Here is a 16,404-nt window from a genome sequence, read left to right as displayed (position 1 = left end):
ATTTTATGCAACTTGATGCATTAAATAATTTCTAATTGTCCTGAATTGCTAAACACAAACACTAGGTAGTTTTCATATACTGCTTAGTGTTGGTTCATTGCACTATCGATTAGGACTAAACGATGAAATTACTATCATTTATGAAGAACAAAGTTCTTGGTTCTTCGATTGACTATAAAATTCTCCCACGCAAAGTGAAGTTTGACTGGGAAAAAACACCAGTGGATTGGATTCCAAACCAGCCTTATGCCAGTTATTTTATTAATGAAATTAACAATATTTTGCCTGCTGGTGAGTTTTGGTTCTGCCGCTTATACAACAAAGTTCTTCCAGAAATTACTGATGAAAAATTAAAACAAGACGTTCAAGCATTTATTCGCCAAGAAGCGATGCATGCGGTTGCACATACGTCTGCGAACAAAGAATATCTTAGCCAACGTAATATTGATATTCAGCGTAATCTCGATATTATGGATTTCGTATTTAACAAAGCTTTAGCTGATAAGCCTTTTGGTAAAGAAGTTCCTAAAATACTTGACCATCAATGGGATTTGTTCCGTCTAGGCGTCATTGCAACAGTTGAACACATGACGTGTGTATTGGGTAAATACGCACTGTACAACAAACGTTGGGAAGAACTCGGTGCTGATCCAGAAATGATTGATCTGATTAAATGGCATGGTTCTGAAGAAATCGAACATCGTACCGTTGCTTTTGATCTATATCGTCATTTAGGTGGTGGTTATATTGCACGTTATTACATGAGTGTCGCTGTAATCGTGGGTGTACTCGGTTTATGGGTTGATGGCGCGGCACATATCATGGGTCAAGATCATCGTTTTGCCGACAAAAAACCGAGCTTATTTAGACCATGGGTTTGGATGGAATGGTACAAAATTGGTCGTCAAGATAATCAGGTTTTACCAAATCCAATTTGGTTAGTCGCTCAACAAATCGACTATCTCATGCCTTGGTATGATCCTGTGAAAGAAGGTAATACTCAAGATGCTGTGAATTATTTAAATAATTCACCGGCAGCAAAACGCGCTTTACAACAAGCTGCATAAGCATTTCAATAAAAAAGCAGGAGTCTTCTCCTGCTTTTTTATTTCTTAAATCCATCAACTTGATTCAACTTCTGCTTGCTTAGCATAACGATCAACAACAACGCTGATCATCATATCACCCTGTACATTCACTACTGTTCGTACAGTATCTAATACTCGATCAATCGGTAATAAAATCGCAATCGCTTCCGCAGGCAAACCAACTGATTGTAAAACCATAATCATGGTCACCATACCTGCGCTGGGAATACCTGGTGCTCCCAATGAAGCAATCATGGCAGTTAAACATACAATAATTTGCTGGGTTAAACTCAAGTCCAAGCCCATCAAATTTGCAATAAATAAAGCGGCGGCTGCCTCATAAAGTGCAGTACCATCCATATTTAATTGTGTTCCTAAAGGAATCACAAATCCTGCCGTCTGTGGTCGCACACCTAAATTTTCTTGTGCACATTTCATACTGAGTGGCATTGTCGCGGAACTTGAACTGGTCGCAAATGCAGTAACTAAAGCTGTGCGTGCGCCTTTAAAGAAAGTGATTGGATTCATTTTTCCAAAAATCCAAAGTAATGCAGGCAAAACAACAGCACCGTGAAAAATCGTTGTTCCCGTGACAACCACTGCGAATTCAACTAAACGACTTAACACAGAAAGATCTTCAGTCGCGATCAATTTAGCAAGCAGTGCAAAAATACCGATTGGAGCTAGCTTCATCACCCAACCCACAAGCATCATCATCATGACAAAGAATTGTTGGCAAGTATTGCGAACCAAGCTAAAGCTTTCACCACCTTTGACTAATGCGACTCCAAGGAATAACGCAAAGACCACAACTGCAAGTACATTACCTTCACTAAATGCTTTAAAAGGATTGATCAAGGTATTTTGGATAAAATTGGTCAGAAAACTTGAAGGCGTCAACGTATCTGGCGTTTGGTGGTTTTGCATGGCTTCTTGGAAGATTTGAATATCTACACCTTTGCCTACTTCAAATAGATGTGCACAACTAATCCCTAAAATCAAAGCTAAGGTTGTCGTCGTGAGACAGCTTAATGCTGTAATTTTCCAAACTCGTCCAAATTGTCCACCAGCCTGTAAATTTGAAACACCCACAACGATCGAACTAAAAATAAGTGGGATGAGCAACATTTTGAGTAAACCAATAAAAATACTGCTTAAAATCCCCAGCCCATACAAACTATGTTCAGCAAAACTAGTCTGCGGATACAAAGTTAAGAAGAACCCATATATAACACCCAGTACGGCTGCGATTAGAATTTGTGTATTTAAATTCATTCTGATTAATAAAATATTTTAGCTTGTGGGTACTATGGCACGCCCATATTGAAGAATCGAGCAATTTTTTGTCACAACCTTATGACAAAAAAGCCATCTAAACGATGGCTTTAATTTGAGTTTCTCAGATCTAATTTACTGGGTTTCAATTTCTCTCAATCGAATTAGACCCTCTTGTACAGTGCTACATACCAGTTGACCATTCTGCCACATGCGTCCAAAATTCAGACCACGTGAACTGGCACTAATTGTTGCCTCCATATCGTAAAGCATCCAATCATCAGCACGTAACGGGCGATGGAAGTAAATGGTGTGATCAATGCTTGCACATTGTAAATTTGGCGAAATCCAAGATAACCCGTGTGGACGCAGTGCTGTAGTCATCAAAGTAAAGTCTGAATAAAACGCAACGATGGCTTGATGTAATGAAACGTCATCAACATTTTCTGCAATACGATCATGGGTACGAATGTAGTGCGCATAATATGGCGCTTCAGGCTGCGGCTGAAAAGGATTAACTGGTCGAGTTGGTCTGATTTCAACATGACGTTCGCGCATAAAACTCGTACGTGCATTTTCTGGGACGAAATTGAGCATACTTTCTTTTAATTCTTTCTCAGACTTCAGCTCTTCAGGACTCGCATACTCTGGTTCTTTATGTTGATAATTTAAGCCTTCTTCTGGATTGGCAAAAGATACCATCGCCGAGAAAATTGTACGTCCATGTTGGATCGCACGCACTTGTCGACTTGCAAAACTTTTACCATCTCGCAATGGATCAACTTCATAAATGATCGGTGCATCGACATCACCACCATATAAAAAATAAGCATGCAACGAATGTGCTGGACGGTTTGTGGTATATGACGCTGCTCTTAATGCTTGTCCAAGAACTTGTCCACCGAATACTCGTTTCCCAACCAAATTGCGACTGTTGCCTCGGAAAATATGTTCTTCCAACTTTTCCAAAGTCAAAAGTTCAACCAGTTCTTGAGTTAACGCATTCATGTAATAGCCTTCCAACATCAATGAGGAGAGATCAACTAATCCATTCAGGATTGATCATTTCGATTGTGCCACAAATTCCAATAAATATGCTCAGGATAAAATGATTCATCCGTCACATTAATCTTTATTTATAACTGCTAAAAATACGATTTTTAACGATAAAATCTACCAAATACGCTATATTTTGTCAGAAAATAACATATCGTTTCATGGCAGAATATCGCAAAATGTCATGTTGACGTTTGTGTTCATCGAGCTTCGCCTTGCGCTGCACTTTAAGCTGCGCTTTCTTATAGCACTATAACAACACCTCATGCTCAGGGTTATCATTTAGGAGTTTGTAATGTCCAAGACTGGATTTGGTCAAATGTATCGCCAACTTTCGAGTAAGTTACTTGACCTCGTGGTCACCCCACATGTTCTTGGTGAAGTTCCTACAGAGTCCACCGTAACTGAGCAAAACACAACAGATTCAAATACCGTAATTTGCTATGTTTTACAAAATTATTCACGTAGTAATGCTTTGGTAGTTGATGGTGAAACGCGTCGCCTTCATCTAAAGCCAGCTTTGGATGCCATGAGTTTTGGAACTTATCACGAAAAAAACTCGGTTCTATTTTTACATCAAAATGAAAATAACTTTTTTAATACTCAAACATATCCCCCACGCCTTCTACAATTGATCGAAGCATTAGAACAAAATCAAGAAGTAGATGTTCAATTAGTTCCCGTTACAGTGCTCTGGGGACGCTCACCAGATAAAGAAGATTCATGGTTTAAATTATTATTTTCTGATACTTGGGCAACACCAGGTACAGTTAAACAACTCATGAATATTGGCTTACATGGGCGTGATTCATATTTAGAATTCCATGAGCCTCAATCTCTACGTGAATTGGTAGATTATGCCAAGAAACATCATCCAAATATTTCCCCTGCAACTTATATTTCAAGTTCTTTAGATACTTATCTAGATCAGCAACGTGAAGTCGTACTAGGTCCTGACTTATCTGATCGCCGTAATGTGATGCAGTCAGTGGTAAAAGCACGTGATGTACAAGATGCCATCCGTCGTGAAAGCATTCAGCATAAAATCAGCATGCTTGAGGCAGAACGCCGCGCAATTGGCTATGTCAATGAAATCGTTTCTGATTATTCAGCGTCAGCAGTACGCTTCGCAGATATGGCTTTAACACGATTATGGACACAACTGTATGACGGCGTTGAAGTTCATAATTTCAGTACGGTTCGCGAACTTGCGAAAGACTATGAAATTATTTACACACCATGCCACCGTAGCCATATCGACTATTTATTATTGTCCTATGTGATTTATAAACGTGGCTTGATGATTCCATATATTGCTGCGGGTGATAACCTGAACTTACCTTTTGTAGGTCAGTTATTGCGTGGAGGCGGTGCATTTTTCATACGCCGCTCATTCCGCGGAAATGCACTATATACATCTGTATTCAAAGAATATTTATACAGTATTCTATCGCGTAATACGCCTATCGAGTACTTCATTGAAGGGGGTCGTTCACGTACTGGTCGCTTACTTCCACCGAAAACAGGTATGCTCGCCATGACCGTACATGGTCATTTACGTGGACGTGCGAAACCGATCGTCTTCTTACCGACGTATATTGGGTATGAGCGCTTGATGGAAGGCTCAACTTATGTAGGTGAAATGCAAGGTAAGCCAAAAGAAGCAGAATCAATTTTTGGTATCGTCAAAACCTTACGAAAAATTGAAAGAATCTTTGGCAAAGTACACGTCAACTTTGGTGAACCTGTTTTCCTCGATGATATTTTAAAGCAGCATAATGCAGATAAAATTCAGATTGAAAAAAATGATGCACCGATTCCTGCTGAGGTATCTCATGTTGTTTCTAGCTCAGCCAATCTGATTTTAGAAAATATTAATCGCGCAGTGGTCATCAATCCTGTTTCATTATTGTCTTTGATCTTATTAGCAACACCAAAGCATACATTAGATGAAGAGATCTGTGCAAAACAGCTTGATATTTATCGTGATTTAGCGACTCAACAACCGTATGATGAACGCACTCAAGTAACATCATTATCAGGTAAAGAAATCATTGCCTACGGTTTAAAACTCAAGCTGATTAAACGCGTGCAGCATGTTCTAGGTGATATTATTGCCATAGAAGACAACCAAGCCGTTTTATTAACCTATTTCCGTAACAACATCTTACATGCCTTTGTATTACCATCATTGGTTGCATCATTGGTTGAGCATAACGGTAAAATTAATAAAACAGATTTAAGCAATGTGATTCGGACTTTATATCCTTTCTTAAAAGCTGAACTGTTTATGAAATGGCAAGCGGCTGAATTACAACAACACATTGATACATATATCGATGCGCTCGTTCAAATTGGTCTCATTTTCCAAGATCATGATGGTAACTTATTTAGCCCAACACCAAACAGTGAGGAACATCAGAAGCTTTTAACATTAGGCATGCCTGTTAAACAAAGCTTAGAGCGTTACTACATGACGCTTGCACTGATCACCCAACGTGGTTCTGGCAATATTTCAACCAAACAAGTCGAAGAGTTAAGTCACTTATTAGGTCAGCGCTTATCTGTTCTATATGAATTCAACTCACCTGAATTCTTTGATAAATCTTTGTTCCAAAGCTTTATTAAGGTTCTGACACAACAAAATTATATTCGTAATAATGAACATGGTTTCATTGAATATGATGATAATTTCAGTGAAATGGCAGCAGGTGCGCAGTTAGTACTTGATGAAACGACCTTGCAAATGTTGCAACACATCACAACATTTACAGATGAAGAACTTGCAACCGCTTTAGAAGCAATGGCTTCTCAACAGGCAAAACGTCGTTTAAAACGCAAGAAAGCTTAATTATTCAGTATTCACTTTTGATGGGTTAGTCAAAAATTTGGCTAACCCAATTTATTTGCGGCACTCTAAATATTTCGGATCATCTAGACATCTTAGTCGTTTGATTAATTCCACGAAATACGCATCATAATAGCCTGAATCCACATAACGATTACGAATCTTAGCAACCAGCGCCTCATAGCCCTGCTTTTCATAACCCGAAATATCAGCCCAATAATATGCTGGTAAATGATTTTCCCATTGCATCGCCTGAGCGGCCAAAACATTACTATTTTTTACAAACCAAGTTCGTATCTGATGCCCAAAACCAGTGGGATAAGCTTGAGGTCGGATCACAATATTAATTGCGAAATACGCGACTGGAAAATTGACAACTTGGGTCGATTCACCAAATTCCTTTTTCAAATTATAAGGTAATACGCCATACGCAGGCGCAGCCAAAATATCGATCTTCTTTTGCTTGAAAGAATCAACAGCGGTCGCAAAATCTACATAAACAGGTTTTGCCGACACACTTTGCACCAATGCCAATTGAGGTGGATTATTTTCCAGAATACCAATGGTCTTATTCTTTAATTGTGAAACTTTCCTGATCTGCTGAGTATTCATGATCATATATGCCGTGCCAATTGGAATCATGCCTAGCACTTCATAATTTTGATCTAGCATACGTTTTTCGACATTTGGATTGGTCAATAACTGCAACAACATACGTGCAACACGATTGTTTGAAATCAAACCAATTCCACTGGTACTTCCCATAAAATGGTTGTAACCATAGGTATGAAAATTAGATGCCACTAAACCTGAACATTTATTTTGATCAAATGCCTGAATCGCATCTTTTTCATCCTTAAAAGTATCAAACTTTAACTGAGTTTTATATTGAAGTGCATAGAGACGAATATCTTGTAAACGACGACTGATATCGCCCTGAGTACCAAGTGGGTCAAATACACACCATGTTTGCGTACCTGCCCAACTGGTTGTAGTCACGAATCCCAGCATGAGCATACAAATTATTTTTTTCATATTCCCCCCTTAATGCCTCACCACAAACCATGTGTACAACTCAGGCAGTTCCTTTACGGAATCTGTTGGTATTTTAACATCAAAATTCATACCAAACTTTCAAACTGTCTTGCAGTTTAATCTAATTATTTTCCATTACTATGTGCCGTTAACAGTTCGGCATAGTCATTAAAGCAAATCAAATGGTCAAATTTAAACCCTGTTTCCACCAACCGAGTTGCATAAATTTGCTTACCTGTCACTTGCTCAGATGCAAGCTCCACTTCAGGTAAACTCAAGCATTGCTGAAACCAACGTAAAATTTCATGCATAGCTAAAGGGGTGTTGTTGGTCACGATATAGCTCGATTGCACTTGGTCTAAGGTCGCCAACAATGCTAAAAACTTTGCCAAATCATCGATATGGATTCGATTACTAAAATGTAAGGTTGGATAGCTAAGAGTCTGCTCAGCAAGTTTTTTTAATCGGGCAATCGATGTGCCATAAATGCCTGTTGGGCGCACAATAATGCTCTGTTGCGGATAGTAAGCCTGCCACAACAACTCCATCTTCCGAAGTAAATGCCCTTGCTCATCGATTGGCTGAATCATTGACTCATCATCAATTCGCTCCCCTGCATTTTCACCATACACACGGGTGGAAGAAACAATAATAATACGTTGAACAGGATGATTTTTGAGAGCATTAGCAATCGGTTCAACGCTATCAACATAGGTTTGCTGATATGCAGCTATGCCACTTTGTGAAGGTGCAAGAATCACATAGACCACATCAACTGGGCGAAGTTGTGCTAAATCGAGCTGCTGAATATCTTGAAGATAATGTGTTGCGTAACAATCTGTTTTTTGACTACGGCTAATTGTGCTAATGTGGTGACCTTGCTCAAATAAGTGTTTAGCAACGCGCTGAGATGTTTTACCATAACCAATAAATAAAATATGCATATACACCCTTGAATAGAGATGACTTCAGTCCAGCAATTACAAGGTGTTGGTGCCGCCGCAGCAACCCTATTAGAAAAGCTTCATATTTTTAGCACGGATGATTTGCTGTTTCATCTTCCGCGTGACTATGAAGATCGTAGCACTATTATTCCAATGAATCAGCTGGTTGTTGGACGAAGTTATCTGCTTGAAGGTGAAGTCCGATCAGTGGATTTCCCCCCTGGTAAAAAGAAATCTCTTGCCGCTTTATTACAAGATGATTTTGGCAAGGTCACTTTACGTTTTTATCATATTTACAAAGGTTTAACTGATCGGATCAAAATGGGGCAACAGCTCCGAATTTTTGGTGAGGTTCGTGTCGGTGCACGTGGCTTAGAAATGTATCATCCAGAGATACAAGTCATCCAACAGCATACGCCATTACCCAAAACCCAACTTACGGCAATTTATCCTAGCACGGAAGGACTGACTCAACCCAAGCTACGTGAATATGTACGCCAAGCCTTACAGCACCATAGCGATGACTTGGCTGAGTTATTACCGAGTAAATACAGTAATGGCTATGAACTTAAACAAGCATTAGAATATATTCATGAGCCTCCTGTTGATGCCAACATGCAACAACTCAATCAAGGTTCACATCCTGCCCAACAGCGTTTAATTTTTGAAGAACTGGTTGCTCATCAAATTAGTCTGTTAACACGCCGTGCCTATATTCGCCAAATTGCTGCACCTCGTTTTGATAGCAGTAAAGTCTTGGCTAAGGCATTATTAGATGGTCTTCCTTTTCAAATGACCAATGCACAAAAACGAGTTTCTAAGGAAATCTTGCAAGATCTCAAGCAAGATCAACCAATGCTCCGTTTGGTCCAAGGTGATGTGGGAGCAGGTAAAACCTTAGTCGCAGCAGTTGCAGCCTGTCATGCACTAGAAGCGGATTGGCAAGTTGCATTGATGGCACCAACTGAGATATTAGCAGAGCAACATTATTTAAATTTTAAACGTTGGTTTGAGCCACTAGGCATCCAAGTGGCATGGCTTTCAGGCAAACAAAAAGGCAAAGCGCGCACTCTAGCCGAACAACAAATTAAAGAAGGACATGCACAGCTCATTGTAGGAACACATGCCTTATTCCAAGATACTGTCGGGTTCTCCAAACTTGGTTTAGTCATTATTGATGAACAACATCGCTTTGGGGTTGATCAACGTCTTGCCTTAAGAAATAAAGGGGCTGACCAATTCACCCCACATCAGTTGGTCATGACAGCAACCCCGATTCCCCGCACACTCGCGATGAGTGCTTATGGTGATTTAGATACCTCGATTATTGATGAACTCCCCCCGGGACGTACCCCGATTCAAACAGTCACCATTCCTTTGGATCGTCGTGAACAAGTCCTGCAACGGATTGCCAGCAATTGTCGTGAAGGTAAACAAGCGTATTGGGTCTGCACCTTAGTTGAACAGTCTGAAACATTGGATGCTCAAGCGGCTGAAGCGACCTACCAAGAAATTAAAGAACGCTTTCCAGACATCAATATTGGTCTAGTCCACGGCAAAATGAAAGCAGATGAAAAACAAGCGGTCATGCAAGCATTTAAAGACAATCAATTACAACTGTTAATTGCCACTACCGTGATTGAGGTTGGAGTCGATGTGCCCAATGCCTCAATCATGGTCATTGAAAATGCTGAACGTTTGGGGCTTTCCCAATTACACCAATTACGTGGTCGGGTTGGGCGTGGAGCTACCGCTAGTTTTTGCGCCCTACTCTACAAAGTACCTTTGTCTCAAAATGGTCAGGAACGCCTTTCAATCTTACGTGAAAGTAATGATGGGTTTGTGATTGCTGAAAAAGATTTGGAAATACGCGGTCCGGGTGAACTCTTAGGAACCAAACAAACTGGAGATATGGGCTTTCGTGTGGCACGTTTAGAACGTGATGATCATTTACTCACACAAGCACATTATGTCGCTGAACAAATTTTAAGAGATTACCCACAACATGCTGATGGACTATTAAAACGTTGGCTGCCCAAAGCTCCAAGATATGCTTATGTTTAAATTCATTAGCAGATCAACACGACAGCTTTTTGATTATCTAACCCCATGTAGCCTGTGTGATATTGGTATAAAAAGGCACTTTGGCGTGTGTCAAAGTTGTTGGGAACAATTACCGTGGTTAAAACAATCCATCGAGCGTAACCAACAACAGATTTTTGTTACCTGCCATTATCAATATCCGATTGATCGCATCATTCAGCAATTTAAATATGAACAAAAACTGCATCATCAACGACTATTGGAAGGACTGCTACAACAACTAAAGCTTCCTAAAGTTCATGCCATCGTTCCAATGCCGATTTCAACAGATCGCTTGGTAGAACGAGGTTTCAATCAAACATTGCTACTCGCTCAAGCACTGAGTAAAAGCTTAAATGTACCCATCTGGCAACCCGTGCAACGCTTGGCGCAACATTCGCAAAAAGGTTTGTCACGCATAGAAAGACTAGAAAATATTGAACAGCAATTCGTGGCTGCACCACCCAATCATCTTCGTTATCGAAAAGTCTTAATCATCGATGATGTTGTGACTACAGGGAGTTCGATCACTGCTTTATCATACGTCTTACAACAACTTGGCTGCCAACAAATTTATAGTATCTGTTTAGCAGCTGCAGTAAATCATCAAGCTAGTACACTAGATTTTGCTGACACCATGGAATCACCACATGTTGAGTAAGAGGTGCAAGTAAAGTCGATTGATCATGCAAATCAATCCATTTCATCTCCGCAATTTCCGCAGCGATACGTGGTGTTTGTTTCAGTTTCACCTCATAAACATAACTTACTAACAGATGATCAGGCTCATTTGCAGCAGCCGTTTCAAAGCGCCCGACAAATTGTTTGATCTCAGATTCACACGCGATTTCCTCTAAAATTTCACGCTGTATCGCAATTTCAGGCGCTTCATTACTTTCTAGCTTGCCACCTACTTGCATAAAAGCTCGTGTGTTCTGCTTACGAACCAAAAGCAATTGATTTTGTTCATTCAATATAATCGCCGCAGCAACGGTTATGATTTTCACATTATCCCCTTAAACTTGAATATCTGCAGCTGACATCCATTTTGGTGTTGCAGGCTGATACACTGAAAATGCAGTTAAAATTTCGCCAATATTATCGGCGACAATTAAGTTTTCTACAAACTTTGCCTGACTAAATCCGCGATCTACAGAATCTTGGATCGTTTGAATTAAGCCATCATAGAAGCCCTCAACATTTAGAAATGCACAAGGCTTTTGATGAATCCCTAATTGATTCCACGTCCATTGCTCAAAGATCTCTTCCATGGTGCCTGCTCCTCCAGGCAATGCGACAAACGCATCAGCTAATTCTGCCATTTTCGTTTTTCGCTCATGCATATCATTGACCACATACAATTCAGTCAAACCCGTATGCGCTAATTCTCGATCAACTAAAGCTTGTGGAATGATGCCAATGACCTGCCCACCTGCGGCTATTGCACTGTCTGCAACTACACCCATCAAACCAGAGCGACCGCCACCATACACAAGCGTTTGACCTTGCTGTGCAATTGCCAGTCCTGTCGCCTGTGCAATTTGTTGATAAATGGGATCATTACCGAGAGAAGAACCGCAAAAAACACATATAGAATTCATACAATTAAAACCGTTTTATATAACTGTCATGCTGATAAAGTAGGCTGTGTAACAAGATTTTTTAGAAATTAACGTTTAGGCAAGTGTTTTTCGTTTCATCCTTGTCTAAAATACACGCTGGTTTTCGGTACAATGCTGAAAATCTCACATTGGCTGCGCGAGGAAAAAAGACATGCTTGAAGCCTTTTATGCCACAGAGCGCGGTAGTCTAGAAGATGCAACAATCAATGGGAGTTTTGATCTCCACCCTGAATTGGTTTGGATTGATCTAATTGCTCCATCTCAAGAAGAACAACAGTGGGTATTTGATGCTTACGAGCGAAACTTACCAACATTAAAATCACTTGAAGACATTTCCTCATCTGCACGATTTTACCGTGATGATGATGGCATTTTACATATCAGTACATATTTTTTAACAAAGAATAAAAATTATCAGGTCGATGGCGATACAGATGAGTCATCTCATATGCTTGCAACAGTACAAACTGTTGCCTTCATTCTGCATAAAGATCGTTTGTTTACCATGCGTGGCGAAAAATTAGTTGCATTTCGTGCCTTCCGTGCGCGTGCACGCCGTAATGATTACGATATGGACTATAAAGATCCCACTTGGATATTGCTTGGTTTACTTGAAGCAAAACTAGATGAACTTGCGGATATCTTGGAAGATATCCACAAAGACTTGGAAAGATACTCCACAGAGGTACTCAATAATCATCATCGTGAAACCCTGCTCGATCTTGATGACATGATTACCCGACTCGCACAACAAGAAGATATGCTTGGAAAGGCGCAACTGTGTTTGATCGATTTACGTCGTGTACTTACATTTCTCTCTCGTCCTCGAGCTTTAGGCAGTCATATTTATGATGCAGATATTCGAGAATTAAGTGAGGATGTTCGTTCACTGGTCGAACATGATGCTTTCTTATTCCAGAAAGTCCGCTTCTTACTGGATACCACATCAGGCTTCATTAACACCGAACAGAATGACACGATTCGTCGATTCTCGATTTTACCCAGTATGCTTGCACCACCAATGTTGATTGCTAGTATTTACGGGATGAATACCGATGTATTACCGTTTGCTCATGGCAGTCTGAGTTTTTGGATCGTCACTGCTATTTTGATGGCGTTTTTGGTCCTCCCAATGGTGTACTTCCGTTGGAAGAAATGGATTTAATAAAAAAGCACCTTACGGTGCTTTTTTATTACAAGACTGTTTTCATATCAATTTCAAATCATCTTGTAAATGGCAAGCTTGGATGACTTTCAGCATTTTCTCAGACACATTTTTAAAATGTAAACCTTTGTTATTTGGCGTTTGACGCAACCACTGCACCAATACTGCCAAAGAAAGGGTGTTTCCTTGTTCAAGCTGACCCAAATCAACAATAAGAGGAAAACTCTTATGTTGCTGGATATGCTTTAAACCTGCGCGATAAACTTGTTCTGCATTCGAGAAATCAATTGTTTTTGAAACAATTAACTGCTGATCAATATACTGAATCACCCGTCACCTACTTATTTCTTGTTAACAGCAGCATCTGCATCTGGCTTAAAGGTTGCAATCGCTTTATTCATATCACCACCATTACGCTGAACAGTTGCAGCAAACTGGTTACGGAATTGCAAGCCTAAATCAATACCAGACACATTGATATTACGGACTTTCCATTGGTCGCCTTTATCTGTCAACTGGAACGATACAGGGATTTTCTCACCATTATGTAAGAAGTCTAATGTAACAACTGGATTCTTACTATTGGTCGACTTGAATGGACGCATCGTGTAACTTTCATTGGTATATTTCGCGAAAGCACCGCCGTAGTTTTCAATAATCACAGCACGGAAATTTTGCTCAAACTGAGCACGTTGCGCAGCAGTGGTATATTGATTGTTTGCATACGTACCTAATACGATACGTGTAAATGCTTGTGAATCAACATACGGATCAAGATTTTGACGAATAATCGATTTAACTAAAGCAGGGTTATTCTGTAATTTAGCATGGTCCGCTTTTAAACGTGTAATTAGACCATCAGCAACACGTTTAACAAAATCAGGTGGGGTTTCTGTTGGTGCTGCAAATGCAGCACTCGCAAGCATGGTTGATAATACACTTGCTGTTAACGTTTGTTTCAATAATGTATTCACTTCAATCTCCTAACCTGAATTACTCAGCAAATGATGGCTCTGCATCAGCTGCTGCTGGCTGTGATGCTGAACTTTCTGTTGTTGCCGAGCCTGTTGTGGCTTTACTCGAACCACCAGTAATAAATTTACTGATCAAATCTTCTAAATCCATTGTGCCTTGGGTATTTGAAACCACATCACCACGTTTTAAGTAGTTCACACCACCACCTGGCACAACTTTCAAATATTTCTCACCCAGTAAGCCATTGGTTGCGACCATAATATAAGCATCCTCATCCAAACTGGTGATGGAGGTCATGTTACTGATCAGTTGCTGTTCCATTGCTTTTTGTTTCGCCGCATCAGTTTGTTGATAATCTGAGCTATAACGCAATTCTTCTAAGGCATTTTTCTGCACTTGTTTTAATTGCTCAGTATTAAAGCTGGTTAATTTACCATCCAAATCAAACTTAACTGTTGCTAAACGTGTTACTGGATCAAGCGTAATAGATTCTACACGACCAATGTTCACACCACTCATGGTCACCTTTGCTCTTGGTTTTAAACCATTTACGTTATCAAACTGCGCTGTCATGCTATAGCTATCACGTAGATTTGTACCCACTAAACCACTCACTTTCATCGCAAGAAAAAATAGAGCGATACCGAAGATAATCACAAAAATACCTACGGCCAGCTCACTAGTACGTGATTTCATTAAATCCCTCCGAACATGACCGCAGTCAACACGAAATCAAAACCTAATACACAAAGTGAAGAATATACGACTGTTCTGGTCATCGATGTCGCGATACCCTCTGGTGTTGGATCACAAGCATAACCTTGATAGACCGCAACCCATGTACAAATCAGCGCAAAAACAATACTTTTAATAATAGTGCCATTAAAAATATCATGCCCAAACTGAACTGTGCTTTGCATACCACCCCAGAAAGAACCTTCATCAGCACCTAAAAAATCTACGCCAACCAATTTGCCACCAATGATACCGATCGTTGCAAAAATCACAGTCAACATCGGCAAACTAACAATACCTGCCCACAAACGCGGAGCCACAATTTGACGAAGTGGATCAACACCAATCATTTCCATACTGGCCAGTTGTTCACTCTGTTTCATTGAACCAATTTCGGCAGTAAGAGCTGAGCCTGCACGCCCTGCAAATAGTAATGCAGCAACAACCGCAGCGAGTTCACGCAACAAAGTTAACGAAATCGCAGTCCCCAACATGGCTTCACTACCAAAAGTGACCAAAATGCTATACATCTGCAAGCCAAGGACAGCACCAATAAATAAACCTGAAACAGCAATAATCAGTAGGGACATGACCCCAACACGATGCATTTGATATATGAAGCGTTGAAAGCCACCTTTTGAAGGCGCTGAAAATAAAATCTGGATGAGCATAAGTGACGCAGCACCTATCCCTTTTATTCGCTCAATAACGAGTCTACCTAACCAGGCAATCGTATTCATGCACGAACCTCGTTATCTAAATATGCTTGGTGAGTAAATTGATATTCGACAGGCCCCTCAGCCGAGCCTGTTAAAAATTGATGCACAAATGGCGAAGCATGTGCCTGTAGCTGCTCAGGTGAACCTTCACCCTGAATTTTGCCTTCAGCAACCACATAAATATAATCAGCAATCGATAATGTCTCTGCGACATCATGCGAGACAATAATTGTTGTTAAGTCCAAAGCTTCACGCAAAGAACGAATCAATCGTGTTAGAACACCTTTAACAATTGGATCTTGGCCAGCGAATGGCTCATCATACATAATCAATTCTGGATCAAGTGCAATCGCACGCGCTAAAGCAACACGACGATTCATACCGCCTGAGAGTTCAGATGGCATTAATGGTTCAGCACCGCGTAGCCCAACCGACTCCAACTTTAAAGCGACCAACTCAGCAATCAAATGTTCTGGTAATTGTGTATGCGCACGAATAGGAAATGCAACATTTTCATAAACTGACATATCAGTAAATAACGCACCACTCTGGAATAACATCCCCATACGTGCGCGTGCAGCAAACAAGTCTGGACGAGACATGGCTGCAATATTCTTACCATCGAGCAATACTTCACCACAATCAGGGATTAACTGCCCACCAATCAAGCGGAGCAAAGTGGTCTTACCTGTTCCTGAAGGCCCCATAATTGCAGTAATTTGACCACGTCGAATTTTAAGACTGATATCATCATAAATGACACGTTCCCCTCGATTAAAGCTCAAGTTTTTAACTTCAATTAGGGCTTCAGCATCGAGAGGAGATTTGTTATTCATACTGGCATTCATTCCTGCACTTTT

Annotated in this window: 16 protein-coding genes; 5 read left to right on the top strand and 11 right to left on the bottom strand. The window is 40.3% G+C overall.

What is annotated here, in order from left to right:
• Nucleotides 1-122: 122 nt before the first annotated feature.
• Nucleotides 123-1,067 carry a metal-dependent hydrolase gene (locus O1450_RS01945; protein ID WP_269229518.1) on the top strand — a complete coding sequence of 315 codons (945 nt, stop codon included), beginning with the start codon at nucleotides 123-125 and terminating at the stop codon, nucleotides 1,065-1,067.
• 54 nt (nucleotides 1,068-1,121) lie between these two features.
• Here O1450_RS01945 and O1450_RS01940 read toward each other — a convergent pair whose 3' ends face one another.
• Together O1450_RS01940 and O1450_RS01935 are read right to left on the bottom strand one after the other, a co-directional pair.
• A complete protein-coding gene (locus tag O1450_RS01940) occupies nucleotides 1,122-2,363 on the bottom strand; it encodes a dicarboxylate/amino acid:cation symporter (protein ID WP_269229517.1) in 1,242 nt (413 codons plus the stop codon).
• A gap of 135 nt (nucleotides 2,364-2,498) precedes the next feature.
• Nucleotides 2,499-3,371, bottom strand: coding sequence for an acyl-CoA thioesterase (locus O1450_RS01935; protein WP_269229516.1), 873 nt, complete (start codon nucleotides 3,369-3,371; stop codon nucleotides 2,499-2,501).
• 343 nt (nucleotides 3,372-3,714) lie between these two features.
• Here O1450_RS01935 and plsB point away from each other — a divergent pair, with 343 nt between their 5' ends.
• Nucleotides 3,715-6,270 (top strand): glycerol-3-phosphate 1-O-acyltransferase PlsB, encoded by a 2,556-nt coding sequence (gene plsB, locus O1450_RS01930; protein ID WP_269229515.1) that lies wholly within the window; start codon nucleotides 3,715-3,717, stop codon nucleotides 6,268-6,270.
• 51 nt (nucleotides 6,271-6,321) lie between these two features.
• Here plsB and O1450_RS01925 read toward each other — a convergent pair whose 3' ends face one another.
• Nucleotides 6,322-7,302: a putative solute-binding protein gene (locus O1450_RS01925; protein WP_269229514.1), complete on the bottom strand. Its 981-nt coding sequence runs from the start codon at nucleotides 7,300-7,302 to the stop codon at nucleotides 6,322-6,324.
• 125 nt (nucleotides 7,303-7,427) lie between these two features.
• Entirely contained in the window at nucleotides 7,428-8,246 is an 819-nt protein-coding gene (locus tag O1450_RS01920; protein WP_269229513.1) for an NAD-dependent epimerase/dehydratase family protein, read from the bottom strand.
• A gap of 18 nt (nucleotides 8,247-8,264) precedes the next feature.
• On the opposite strand from O1450_RS01920, the gene recG reads away from it, so the two are divergent.
• Both recG and O1450_RS01910 read left to right on the top strand, forming a co-directional pair.
• Nucleotides 8,265-10,310 carry an ATP-dependent DNA helicase RecG gene (gene recG, locus O1450_RS01915; protein ID WP_269229512.1) on the top strand — a complete coding sequence of 682 codons (2,046 nt, stop codon included), beginning with the start codon at nucleotides 8,265-8,267 and terminating at the stop codon, nucleotides 10,308-10,310.
• Nucleotides 10,303-10,989, top strand: a complete 687-nt coding sequence (locus O1450_RS01910) for a ComF family protein (RefSeq protein ID WP_269229511.1) — start codon at nucleotides 10,303-10,305, stop codon at nucleotides 10,987-10,989. Before recG ends, O1450_RS01910 begins: the two co-directional genes overlap by 8 nt.
• On the opposite strand, the gene O1450_RS01905 is transcribed toward O1450_RS01910, so the two are convergent.
• Nucleotides 10,940-11,335 carry an NUDIX hydrolase gene (locus O1450_RS01905; protein ID WP_269229510.1) on the bottom strand — a complete coding sequence of 132 codons (396 nt, stop codon included), beginning with the start codon at nucleotides 11,333-11,335 and terminating at the stop codon, nucleotides 10,940-10,942. The genes O1450_RS01910 and O1450_RS01905 overlap by 50 nt on opposite strands.
• Nucleotides 11,336-11,344: 9 nt before the next feature.
• Nucleotides 11,345-11,929, bottom strand: a complete 585-nt coding sequence (locus O1450_RS01900; RefSeq protein ID WP_269229509.1) for a TIGR00730 family Rossman fold protein — start codon at nucleotides 11,927-11,929, stop codon at nucleotides 11,345-11,347.
• A 172-nt stretch (nucleotides 11,930-12,101) separates the two neighbouring features.
• On the opposite strand from O1450_RS01900, the gene O1450_RS01895 reads away from it, so the two are divergent.
• Nucleotides 12,102-13,115 (top strand): CorA family divalent cation transporter, encoded by a 1,014-nt coding sequence (locus O1450_RS01895; RefSeq protein WP_046738987.1) that lies wholly within the window; start codon nucleotides 12,102-12,104, stop codon nucleotides 13,113-13,115.
• 42 nt (nucleotides 13,116-13,157) lie between these two features.
• On the opposite strand, the gene O1450_RS01890 is transcribed toward O1450_RS01895, so the two are convergent.
• Genes O1450_RS01890 through O1450_RS01870 form a run of 5 tightly spaced genes read right to left on the bottom strand, consistent with a single transcriptional unit; the run spans nucleotide 13,158 to nucleotide 16,380 of the window.
• Complete coding sequence (locus O1450_RS01890) at nucleotides 13,158-13,445, bottom strand: STAS domain-containing protein (protein WP_004660311.1); 288 nt, start codon at nucleotides 13,443-13,445, stop codon at nucleotides 13,158-13,160.
• 11 nt (nucleotides 13,446-13,456) lie between these two features.
• Nucleotides 13,457-14,089 (bottom strand): MlaC/ttg2D family ABC transporter substrate-binding protein, encoded by a 633-nt coding sequence (locus tag O1450_RS01885; protein ID WP_269229508.1) that lies wholly within the window; start codon nucleotides 14,087-14,089, stop codon nucleotides 13,457-13,459.
• A gap of 19 nt (nucleotides 14,090-14,108) precedes the next feature.
• The gene (mlaD, locus tag O1450_RS01880; RefSeq protein WP_269229507.1) at nucleotides 14,109-14,786 is read right to left on the bottom strand and encodes an outer membrane lipid asymmetry maintenance protein MlaD; all 678 of its coding nucleotides are present in this window, start codon (nucleotides 14,784-14,786) and stop codon (nucleotides 14,109-14,111) included.
• Entirely contained in the window at nucleotides 14,786-15,565 is a 780-nt protein-coding gene (gene mlaE / locus O1450_RS01875; protein ID WP_269229506.1) for a lipid asymmetry maintenance ABC transporter permease subunit MlaE, read from the bottom strand. Before mlaE ends, mlaD begins: the two co-directional genes overlap by 1 nt.
• Nucleotides 15,562-16,380, bottom strand: a complete 819-nt coding sequence (locus O1450_RS01870; protein ID WP_269229505.1) for an ABC transporter ATP-binding protein — start codon at nucleotides 16,378-16,380, stop codon at nucleotides 15,562-15,564. Before O1450_RS01870 ends, mlaE begins: the two co-directional genes overlap by 4 nt.
• Between the last annotated feature and the right edge of the window lie 24 nt (nucleotides 16,381-16,404).

Source organism: Acinetobacter sp. TR11 (assembly GCF_027105035.1).
Lineage (GTDB): Bacteria > Pseudomonadota > Gammaproteobacteria > Pseudomonadales > Moraxellaceae > Acinetobacter.
This window is presented reverse-complemented; position numbering and strand designations above follow the sequence as displayed.

Coding starts and splice junctions, on each gene's coding strand:
- O1450_RS01945 (WP_269229518.1), top strand. CDS start 123: ATGAAATTACTATCATTTATGAAGAACAAAGTTCTTGGTTCTTCGATT.
- O1450_RS01940 (WP_269229517.1), bottom strand. CDS start 2,363: ATGAATTTAAATACACAAATTCTAATCGCAGCCGTACTGGGTGTTATA.
- O1450_RS01935 (WP_269229516.1), bottom strand. CDS start 3,371: ATGAATGCGTTAACTCAAGAACTGGTTGAACTTTTGACTTTGGAAAAG.
- plsB (WP_269229515.1), top strand. CDS start 3,715: ATGTCCAAGACTGGATTTGGTCAAATGTATCGCCAACTTTCGAGTAAG.
- O1450_RS01925 (WP_269229514.1), bottom strand. CDS start 7,302: ATGAAAAAAATAATTTGTATGCTCATGCTGGGATTCGTGACTACAACC.
- O1450_RS01920 (WP_269229513.1), bottom strand. CDS start 8,246: ATGCATATTTTATTTATTGGTTATGGTAAAACATCTCAGCGCGTTGCT.
- recG (WP_269229512.1), top strand. CDS start 8,265: ATGACTTCAGTCCAGCAATTACAAGGTGTTGGTGCCGCCGCAGCAACC.
- O1450_RS01910 (WP_269229511.1), top strand. CDS start 10,303: ATGTTTAAATTCATTAGCAGATCAACACGACAGCTTTTTGATTATCTA.
- O1450_RS01900 (WP_269229509.1), bottom strand. CDS start 11,929: ATGAATTCTATATGTGTTTTTTGCGGTTCTTCTCTCGGTAATGATCCC.
- O1450_RS01895 (WP_046738987.1), top strand. CDS start 12,102: ATGCTTGAAGCCTTTTATGCCACAGAGCGCGGTAGTCTAGAAGATGCA.
- mlaD (WP_269229507.1), bottom strand. CDS start 14,786: ATGAAATCACGTACTAGTGAGCTGGCCGTAGGTATTTTTGTGATTATC.
- mlaE (WP_269229506.1), bottom strand. CDS start 15,565: ATGAATACGATTGCCTGGTTAGGTAGACTCGTTATTGAGCGAATAAAA.
- O1450_RS01870 (WP_269229505.1), bottom strand. CDS start 16,380: ATGAATAACAAATCTCCTCTCGATGCTGAAGCCCTAATTGAAGTTAAA.